Origin of the sequence: Paracoccus binzhouensis, from assembly GCF_016446475.1 — a bacterium.
Lineage (GTDB): Bacteria > Pseudomonadota > Alphaproteobacteria > Rhodobacterales > Rhodobacteraceae > Paracoccus > Paracoccus binzhouensis.
In genome coordinates, this window is sequence record NZ_JAEHFP010000155.1 from 1 (window position 1) to 8,495 (window position 8,495).

Below are 8,495 nucleotides of genomic sequence, written 5' to 3' on the forward strand. Positions count from 1 at the left end.
CTGGCCGGGCGGCATGGACGAGCTGGCCGCGGCCGAGCTGCGCGGCGGGCCGGTGGCGGCCGCCCATGCGGCGGCGGCGCTCTTGGCGCGGGCCTTCCGCATCGAGGGCACATGAGCGGCGGGCTGGACTGGCCGGGCTTGCTGCGCATGGGTCTTGGCCCTGCCCGGCAGGGCGGGCTGGGGCTGACGCCGGGGCAGTTCTGGGCGCTGACCCCGGCCGAGCTGGCGCTGATGCTGGGCGTCGAACCGGGACGCGGCGGGGCGATGACCCGCGACCGGCTGGCCGAACTGGCGGCGCGCTATCCCGACCGGCCCGCGACATGAACATCTGAACGAGAGGAGGCGCCGTCGTGGCGAACAAGGACGGATTCGACCAGCTGGACGAGGACGGGCCCGCCCTGGGCAAGGGCCTGGATGAGAGCGCGCGGATGGCGGCAGAGTTCGATGCCGAGCTGGCGCAGCTGCGGCAGTCGCTGGTCTATACCGGCCGCGAGGTCGGCACCCTGACATCGGGCATCGGCAGCGGGCTGCGCCGGGCCTTCTCGGGTCTGGTCTTCGACGGCATGAAGCTGTCGGACGCGCTGAAGGGCATCGCGCGCAGCATGGCGGATACCGCCTTCGCCGTGGCGATGAAGCCGGTCGAGCAGGCGCTGGCCGGGGCGATCGCGCAGGGGGTGAAGGGCATGGTCTCGGCGGCGTTGCCCTTTGCGGACGGCGCGGCCTTCGCCCAGGGGCGGGTGATGCCCTTTGCCAAGGGCGGCGTGGTCAGCCAGCCGACCTATTTTCCCATGCGCGGCGCCACCGGGCTGATGGGCGAGGCCGGGGCCGAGGCGATCATGCCCCTGCGCCGCGGCGCCGACGGGCGGCTGGGTGTGGCGGCGGCCGGGGGCGGCCGGTCGGTGAACGTGACCTTCAACGTCTCGACCCCGGATGTGGCGGGGTTCCAGCGCAGCCAGAGCCAGATCGCCGCGCATCTGGGGCGGCTCTTGGCGCGCGGCGAAAGGAACGGGTGAGCCATGGCATTTCACGAGATCAGGTTCCCCGCGAACCTGTCCTTCGGCTCGGTCGGCGGACCCGAGCGGCGGACCGAGATCGTCGCGCTGACCAACGGCCACGAGGAGCGGCGTACGCCCTGGGCGCATTCGCGGCGGCGCTATGACGCCGGGCTGGGGCTGCGCTCTCTGGACGACGTGGCGGCGCTGATCGCCTTTTTCGAGGCGCGGGCCGGGCAGATGCACGGGTTCCGCTGGAAGGACTGGGCGGATTGCAAGTCCTGCCCTCCCAGCGCCGCGGTCGGTTTCCAGGATCAGGAGCTGGGCACGGGCGACGGGATGCGGCGCGACTTCGTGCTGCGCAAGGCCTATGCCTCGGGCCCGGCGCGCTATTGGCGGCCGGTGACCAAGCCGGTCGAGGGCACGGTGCTGGCCGGGATCGGCAATGTCGAGCTGCGCGCCGGGGTGGATTTCGCGGTGGATACGACCACGGGCATCCTCAGCTTCGCCGTGCCGCCCGCTGCCGGGGCCACGGTCACGGCGGGTTTCGAGTTCGACGTGCCGGTGCGCTTCGACACCGACCGGATCGCGGTCTCGGTCGCCTCGTTCCAGGCCGGCGACCTGCCGCAGGTGCCGGTGGTGGAGGTGCGGCCATGAGCGAGACGATTGCGCGGGCCTGGGCGGTCCGGCGCCGCGACGGGCTGGTGCTGGGCTTTACCGATCACGACCGGGCGCTGTCCTTCAAGGGCATCGCCTTTCGCCCCGACAGCGGGCTGAGCGCGCGGGCGCTGGTGCAGAGTTCGGGTCTGGCGGTGGACAACAGCGAGGCGGCGGGGGCGCTGTCGGATGCGGCGATCACCGAGCGCGACCTGATGGCCGGGCGCTGGGACGCCGCCGATGTGCGGCTGTGGGAGGTGGACTGGGCGGACACCGGCAACCGGCGGCTGATCTTTCGCGGCCATCTGGGCGAGGTGGTGCGCAGCGGCGCGGCCTTCCGGGCCGAGCTGCGCGGGCTGTCCGAGCCCCTGAACAAGGCGCAGGGGCGGGTCTATCATCCGCGCTGCTCGGCGGCGCTGGGTAACGGGCAATGCCGCTTCGACCTGGCGCGCCCCGGCTATGCGGCCGAGGGGGCGGTTGTCCTGGAGGATGGCGACCGGCTGACGCTTTCGGGCGTCGCGGGCCATGATGCGGGCTGGTTCGAGCATGGCCGGCTGTTGGTGCTGACGGGCGCGGCCGCAGGGCTGTCGGGCCTGGTCAAGGCCGATGCCGCCCTGCCCGGCGCCCGGCGCGAGGTCGAGCTTTGGACGGCGCTGGGCCTCCGGCCGGCGGTGGGCGACCGGGTGCGGCTGGAGGCCGGCTGCGACAAGCGGGCCGAGACCTGCCGGATGAAGTTCCTGAACTACCTGAACTTTCGCGGCTTTCCGCATCTGCCGCCCGAGGACTGGCTGATCGCGCCCAAGGTGAACCGATGAGCGCGGCAGTTGTGGCGGCGGCGCGGGGCTGGATCGGCACGCCCTATGTGCATCAGGGCTCGGTCCGGGGGGCGGGGACGGATTGCCTGGGGCTGGTCCGCGGCATCTGGCGCGAGCTTTACGGCGCCGAGCCCGAGGCGATGCCGGCCTATACGCCCGATTGGGGCGAGGTGGGTGGCGTCGAGTTGCTGCTGGGCGGCGCACGGCGATTCTTGGAGCCTGCACCGGACGAGCGGCCGGGCGACGTGCTGGTGTTCCGCATGCGGGCCGGGGCGGTCGCCAAGCATATGGGAATAATGGCGGAATGCGGCGAGCGGGCCAGCTTCGTCCATGCCTATGACCGGCATGGCGTGGTGGAAAGCCCGCTCTCGGCGCCATGGCGGGCGCGGATCGCGGGGCGGTTCCGGTTTCCGCCGGTTTGAGGGAAAGGGAAGGGCGCAATGGCGACGATTCTGCTGTCGGCGGTCGGGGCATCTCTGGGTGCGGGCTTTGGCGGCACGGTTCTGGGGCTTTCGGGCGCCGTCATCGGCCGGGCCGTGGGGGCGACGCTGGGGCAGGTCATCGACCAGCGCCTGCTGGGCTCGGGCTCGAAGGCGGTCGAGACCGGCCGCGTGGACCGGCTGCGCATCCAGACCGCGGGCGAGGGCACGCCGATCCCGCGGCTTTGGGGGCAGATGCGGGTGCCGGGCCATGCGATCTGGGCCGGACCGCTGGTCGAGACGCGGCGCCGGCAGGGCGGCGGCAAGGGCTCGGGGCCCAGCGTGACCGAGATCGGCTATCGGCTGAGCTTTGCGCTGGCCTTGTGCGAGGGCCCGATCCTGGGCGTGGGCCGCATCTGGGCGGATGGCGAGGAGATCGCGCCTGACGACCTGAACATGCGCGTCTATTCCGGCGACGAGGACCAGCTGCCCGACCCGGCCATCGCCGCACAGGAGGGCGAGACGGCCCCGGCCTATCGCGGCATCGCCTATGTCGTCTTCGAGGATCTGGCGCTGGAGCGCTGGGGCAACCGGGTGCCGCAGCTATCCTTCGAGGTGACGCGGGCGGCGAAGCAGGGACGGGGCCTGTCGCGCGAGGTGCAGGCCGTCGCCATGATCCCCGGCACCGGGGAATATGCGCTGGCGACCACGGCGGTCAGCCATGACCTGGGCCTGGGCGAGACGCAGGTGGTCAACCACAACACCGCGCTGGCGCCGACCGATTTCCAGGCCTCGATGCGGGTGCTCGGGCGGGAATTGCCGAATGTCGGCTCGGTGTCGCTGGTGGTGTCCTGGTTCGGCGACGATTTGCGGGTCGGCGAATGCACGGTGCGCCCCAAGGTCGAGGACCGGTCGCGCGACGGTCGCGAGACGGCCTGGCGCGCCGGCGGCATCGGGCGCGATGGCGCGTCGGAGGTGGCGCGGGCGGACGGGCGGCCGATCTATGGCGGCACCCCGGCCGATGGCGCGGTGATCGAGGCGCTGCGGGCAATCGCCGGGAGCGGTCGCAAGGCGGTGTTCTATCCCTTCATCCTGATGGAGCAGCTGCCGGGCAACGGCCGGCCCGATCCCTGGAGCGGGCCGGCGGACCAGCCGGTGATGCCCTGGCGCGGGCGGATCACCACCAGCATCGCGCCCGGTCGCGCGGGCAGTCCTGCCGGCACGGCCGCGGCCGAGGCAGAGGTGGCACGGTTCTTCGGCGCGGCCGAGGCGGGGGATTTTTCGCGCGAGGGCTGGACGATCACCTATAGCGGGCCGGAGGAATGGTCCTATCGCCGCTTCATCCTGCATTACGCGCATCTCTGCGCGGCGGCGGGCGGCATCGACGCCTTCCTGATCGGTTCCGAGATGGTCGGGCTGACGACGATCATGGGGGCCGACCATGCCTTTCCCGCGGTCGCGCAGCTGCGGCGGCTGGCGGCGGATGTGCGCGGCATCCTCGGCGAGGGGGTGAAAATCGGCTATGCTGCCGACTGGTCGGAATATTTCGGCCATCAGCCCGGCAATGGCGACGTGCATTTCCACCTCGATCCGCTCTGGGCGGATGAGAATATCGACTTCATCGGCATCGACAATTACATGCCGCTGTCGGACTGGCGCGAGGGCGAGGCGCATCTGGACGCGCATTGGGGGCGCATCGACGATCCGGCCTATCTGCGCGCCAATGTGGCGGGGGGCGAGGGCTACGACTGGTATTACGCCAGCGAGGCCGACCGGCAGGCGCAGCGGCGTACCGAGATTCGCGATGGCGCGCATCACGAGCATTGGGTCTGGCGCTACAAGGATATCCGCGGCTGGTGGCAGAACCGGCATCACGACCGCATCGGCGGGGTGCGGCTGGCGCAGCCGACGGCATGGGTGCCGCGCTCGAAACCCATCTGGTTCACCGAGATCGGCTGCGCGGCGCTGGACAAAGGCACGAACCAGCCGAACAAGTTCCTGGACGCGATGAGCTCGGAATCGCTGCTGCCCTATTTTTCGGACGGGCGGCGCGACGACGTGATCCAGGCGGCCTATGTGCGGGCGATGACCGAGTTCTGGGGCGATCCGGCCAACAACCCGGCCCGCGCCGCCTTCGGCCGGAGCGGGGCGGGGCGGATGGTGGACATGGGCCGCGCGCATGTCTGGTGCTGGGATGCGCGGCCCTATCCGGCCTTCCCGGCCCGCACCGACCTGTGGTCGGACGGCCCGGCATGGGAGCGCGGGCATTGGCTGAACGGCCGCGCCGGCGCGGTGCCGCTGGCCGATGTGGTGGCCGAGATCTGCCGCGAGGCGGGGGTGCGCGCCTTTGATGCCGAGGGGCTGCGCGGTCTGGTGCGCGGCTATGCGCTGTCGGGGGCCGAGAGCGGCCGGGCGGCCTTGCAGCCGCTGATGCTGGCGCATGGCTTCGATGCGGTCGAGCGCGACGGCGTGCTGCGCTTCGTCATGCGCGGCGCGCGGGTCGACGCCGAGCTGGGGCCCGAGGACATGGCGCTGGCCGAGGAGGTCGAGGCGGTCGAGGTCTCGCGCGCCGCCGATGCCGAGATGGTGGGCCGCATCCGGCTTACCCATGTCGAGGCGGGTGGCGATTATGCCGCGCGCACCGCCGAGACGATGATGCCGGGGGCGGAGTTCCTGGCGGTCTCGGACAGCGAGCTGGCGATGGCGCTGACCCGGGGCGAGGGCCGGGCGCTGGCGGAACGCTGGCTGTCGGAGGCGGCGGTGGCGCGGGATGCGGTGCGGTTCGCCCTGCCGCCCTCGCTGGGGCATCTGGGGCCGGGCGACGTGGTGCGGCTGGCCGAGCCCGGGGCCGCGGCGCGGCGCTGGCGCATCGACCGCATCGAGCGCGCCGGCGCCATCACCGTCGATGCGGTGCGGGTCGAGCCGGGGGTCTATCGCCCGGCCCGGGTGGTCGAGGGCGAGGTGGCGCTGCGCCCCTTCGTGCCGCCGATCCCGGTCTGGCCGGTGTTCCTGGACCTGCCCTTGCTGCGCGGCGACGAGGTGGCGCATGCGCCGCATCTGGCGGTGACGGCGACGCCCTGGCCGGGGGCGGCGGCGGTCTGGGTCTCGACCGAAGCGGCGGGGGGCTATGGGCTGAACATGACTTTGGCCGAGCCGGCGATCATGGGCCGGACCGAAGGCCCGCTTTCGGCGGCGCGGCCCGGGGTCTGGGATCGCGGGCCGGCGCTGCGGGTCAGGGTCAAGGGCGGCACCCTGGAATCCGCCTCGCCCGGGGCGCTGATGGCGGGCGCGAACCTGCTGGCGATCGGCGACGGTTCGGCCGAGGGCTGGGAATTGCTGCAATTCGCTGATGCACGGCTGGTCTCGACCGGGCTGTGGGAAATCTCGATGCGGCTGCGCGGGCAGGCGGGGACGGATGCCTTCATGCCGGCGGTCTGGCCCTCGGGCAGCGTGGTGGTGCTGTTGGACGGCGCGGCGCGGCAGGTGGAGCTGGCGCCCTCGGCCCGCAACCAGCTGCGGCATTGGCGCATCGGGCCGGCGGCGCGTGCGCCGGACGACCCGAGCTATCGCCGTGTCGCGGCCGCGTTCCGCGGTGCCGGGCTGCGGCCGCTGTCGCCCTGTCACCTGGAGGTCCGCGGCCGGGAAGTGACCTGGATCCGCCGCACCCGGGTGCAGGGCGACGGCTGGGACGGGCCGGATGTGCCGCTGGGCGAGGCGCAGGAGCGTTACTCGGCCCGGCTGGTTCGGGATGGGCAGGTGCTGGCGCAAGCCGTGCTGGCCGAGCCGCGCTGGGTGGTGCCGGAAAGCGCCTGGTCGCAGGCCGTGGCCGGGGGCGATTTCGCCGTCGAGGTCGCCCAGCTTTCAGACACGTTCGGGGCGGGGCCCCATGCAAGGAGGATGATCCATGCCTGAGAACACGACCACCAATTGCGGCCTGCCGCTGCTGATGCCGGCGCAGGCGCAGAAACATGTCACGGTGAACGAGGCGCTGCTGCGGCTGGACGGGCAGGTCGACCTGGTGCTGCAAAGCCTGACGCGCATCACCCCGCCCGAGACGGTGGTGGACGGGCTGTGCTGGGCCGTGCCGCAGGGTGCGGTCAATGCCTGGGAGGGGCAGGGCGGCAAGGTAGCCATCGGCGCGAATGGCGGCTGGATCTTTGTCCAGCCCGCCTATGGCCGGCGCGCGGTCATCGCCGATCAGGGGGTGGTGGCGATCCATGACGGCGCGGCTTGGGTGGCGGGCGCGGTGACGCTGGGCCAGCATGGCTCGGGCCTGCTGGCGCGGCAATTGTCCGAGGACGTGACGCTGGGCGCCGGGGAATGGTTCGAGACCGCGATGGCGATTCCGCCCGGCGGGCTGGTCGTCGGGGCGACGGCGCGGGTGCTGGAGGCGATCACCGGCAGCGCAACCTCGTGGTCGCTGGGCACGGCGGGCGACGCGCAGAGCCTCGGCCGGTTCGGGCAGGGGCTGGGCCTGGCGCCGGGCTCATGGGCGCGGGGGGTGCTGTCGCCGCCCATCGCCTTCTGGGAGCCGGCGCCGCTGCGGCTGACGGCTGCGGGCGGGCAGTTCGCCGGCGGCAGGGTGCGCGTCGTGCTGCATTGGTGGGAATTGCGGCTGCCGGACTGACGGTCTTTTCGCGCCCGCCGGTTTCCGCTAGACTCGGCGGACGAAACCGACGGGCGCGCCTGAATGAACCTGCAGAAAGACATGATCGAGCCGCTTTCCGACGCTCGGGACGCCCCGCGCGATTCGGTCTGGGGACGCATCCAGCGCGAGGCGCGGATCGCGGTGCGCGACGAGCCCTTGCTGGGCGCGCTGATCCATGCCGGGCTGCTGCACCATGCCACATTCGAGGCGGCGCTGGCCTATCGTTTCTCGCTGAAGCTTGCCTCGCGCGAGATGAGCGAGCAGATCCTGCGCGAAATCGCCGACGACGCCTTTGCCCGCGCGCCGGAGCTGTCGGCGGCGGCGCAGGCCGACCTGCTGGCGGTCTATGACCGCGACCCGGCGACGCACCGGCTGATGCAGCCGATCCTGTTCTTCAAGGGCTACCAGGCGCTGCAGGCCTATCGCATCGGCCATTGGCTGTGGCAGCAGGGCCGCCGCGACATGGCCTATTTCGTGCAGATGCGCTGCTCGGAAGTGTTCGGGGTGGACATCCACCCCGCCGCCCGCATCGGCACCGGGGTGATGATCGACCATGCCCATTCCATCGTCATCGGCGAGACTGCGGTGGTGGGCGATGATGTGTCGATGCTGCATTCGGTGACGCTGGGCGGCACCGGCAAGGAGGATGGTGACCGCCATCCCAAGATCGGCAACGGCGTGATGATCGGCGCCGGTGCCAAGGTGCTGGGCAATATCCGCGTCGGCCACCATTCGCGCATCGCCGCCGGCTCGGTGGTGCTGTCCGAGGTGCCGCCCTGCAAGACCGTCGCCGGGGTGCCGGCGCGGATCGTGGGCGATGCCGGCTGCGCGGATCCCTCGAACAGCATGAACCAGCTTCTGGGTCAAGAGGACCTGTTCTAGAGCGTATCGCGGGCATCAAGATTCAGGATTCCCGGCCTGCTCGTGATGTGCTTCCCTTTTGCTGAGGCAGGTATGGGGGAGC

The 8,495-nt window shown here is 71.8% G+C and carries 8 protein-coding genes; all 8 read left to right on the forward strand.

Annotated elements, in window-relative coordinates:
• The first annotated feature begins 111 nt into the window (after positions 1–111).
• On the forward strand, positions 112–324 hold the full coding sequence (locus I9P22_RS22035) for a phage tail assembly chaperone (RefSeq protein ID WP_199262156.1): 213 nt from the start codon (positions 112–114) through the stop codon (positions 322–324).
• A gap of 26 nt (positions 325–350) precedes the next feature.
• Positions 351–1,013: a phage tail tape measure protein gene (locus I9P22_RS22040; RefSeq protein ID WP_199262157.1), complete on the forward strand. Its 663-nt coding sequence runs from the start codon at positions 351–353 to the stop codon at positions 1,011–1,013.
• Between the two features lie 3 nt (positions 1,014–1,016).
• Positions 1,017–1,649, forward strand: coding sequence for a DUF2460 domain-containing protein (locus I9P22_RS22045; RefSeq protein WP_199262158.1), 633 nt, complete (start codon positions 1,017–1,019; stop codon positions 1,647–1,649).
• Positions 1,646–2,464, forward strand: a complete 819-nt coding sequence (locus I9P22_RS22050; protein ID WP_199262159.1) for a DUF2163 domain-containing protein — start codon at positions 1,646–1,648, stop codon at positions 2,462–2,464. Before I9P22_RS22045 ends, I9P22_RS22050 begins: the two co-directional genes overlap by 4 nt.
• Complete coding sequence (locus tag I9P22_RS22055; RefSeq protein WP_199262160.1) at positions 2,461–2,886, forward strand: NlpC/P60 family protein; 426 nt, start codon at positions 2,461–2,463, stop codon at positions 2,884–2,886. Before I9P22_RS22050 ends, I9P22_RS22055 begins: the two co-directional genes overlap by 4 nt.
• 18 nt (positions 2,887–2,904) lie before the next feature.
• Positions 2,905–6,795: a baseplate multidomain protein megatron gene (locus tag I9P22_RS22060; RefSeq protein WP_199262161.1), complete on the forward strand. Its 3,891-nt coding sequence runs from the start codon at positions 2,905–2,907 to the stop codon at positions 6,793–6,795.
• The gene (locus I9P22_RS22065) at positions 6,788–7,510 is read left to right on the forward strand and encodes a DUF2793 domain-containing protein (protein WP_199262163.1); all 723 of its coding nucleotides are present in this window, start codon (positions 6,788–6,790) and stop codon (positions 7,508–7,510) included. The genes I9P22_RS22060 and I9P22_RS22065 overlap by 8 nt, the downstream gene beginning before the upstream one ends.
• A 63-nt stretch (positions 7,511–7,573) precedes the next feature.
• Positions 7,574–8,413, forward strand: a complete 840-nt coding sequence (gene cysE / locus I9P22_RS22070) for a serine O-acetyltransferase (RefSeq protein ID WP_199262165.1) — start codon at positions 7,574–7,576, stop codon at positions 8,411–8,413.
• Positions 8,414–8,495 lie beyond the last annotated feature (82 nt).

What these genes read in the sequence shown, in the direction of transcription:
- I9P22_RS22035 (WP_199262156.1), top strand. Translation starts at nt 112, where the DNA reads ATGAGCGGCGGGCTGGACTGGCCGGGCTTGCTGCGCATGGGTCTTGGC.
- I9P22_RS22045 (WP_199262158.1), top strand. Translation starts at nt 1,017, where the DNA reads ATGGCATTTCACGAGATCAGGTTCCCCGCGAACCTGTCCTTCGGCTCG.
- I9P22_RS22050 (WP_199262159.1), top strand. Translation starts at nt 1,646, where the DNA reads ATGAGCGAGACGATTGCGCGGGCCTGGGCGGTCCGGCGCCGCGACGGG.
- I9P22_RS22055 (WP_199262160.1), top strand. Translation starts at nt 2,461, where the DNA reads ATGAGCGCGGCAGTTGTGGCGGCGGCGCGGGGCTGGATCGGCACGCCC.
- I9P22_RS22060 (WP_199262161.1), top strand. Translation starts at nt 2,905, where the DNA reads ATGGCGACGATTCTGCTGTCGGCGGTCGGGGCATCTCTGGGTGCGGGC.
- I9P22_RS22065 (WP_199262163.1), top strand. Translation starts at nt 6,788, where the DNA reads ATGCCTGAGAACACGACCACCAATTGCGGCCTGCCGCTGCTGATGCCG.
- cysE (WP_199262165.1), top strand. Translation starts at nt 7,574, where the DNA reads ATGAACCTGCAGAAAGACATGATCGAGCCGCTTTCCGACGCTCGGGAC.